General features: G+C 46.7%; 1 protein-coding gene. It reads left to right on the forward strand.

Going from position 1 to position 229, the window contains the following annotated elements:
• Positions 1–229: hypothetical protein (locus AAEY72_RS16630; protein WP_352311819.1), on the forward strand; the 229-nt coding region annotated here is incomplete at both ends.

Raw genomic sequence — 229 nt, forward strand, 5'->3', positions numbered from 1 at the left:
GTTTATGCCAGCGTGCCGTATTCAGACAATCAAGATAAACTGCTAGACTTTAGCCAATCGCGTAAAGCTAGAACTGCCAAAGCCAAAGCCAAAGCCAAAACCATTTTAGCACTTGAAAACCCCGCCGACTTATCTATCGAGGCATTACGCAGCCTGCGTACCAGCTTACATTTTGCGATGATGGAAGCTAAAAACAATATCATTGCCATCTCAGGCCCAAGCCCTGGGG

The organism is Psychrobacter sp. W2-37-MNA-CIBAN-0211 (genome assembly GCF_040309405.1).
Taxonomy (GTDB): Bacteria; Pseudomonadota; Gammaproteobacteria; order Pseudomonadales; family Moraxellaceae; genus Psychrobacter; species Psychrobacter glaciei.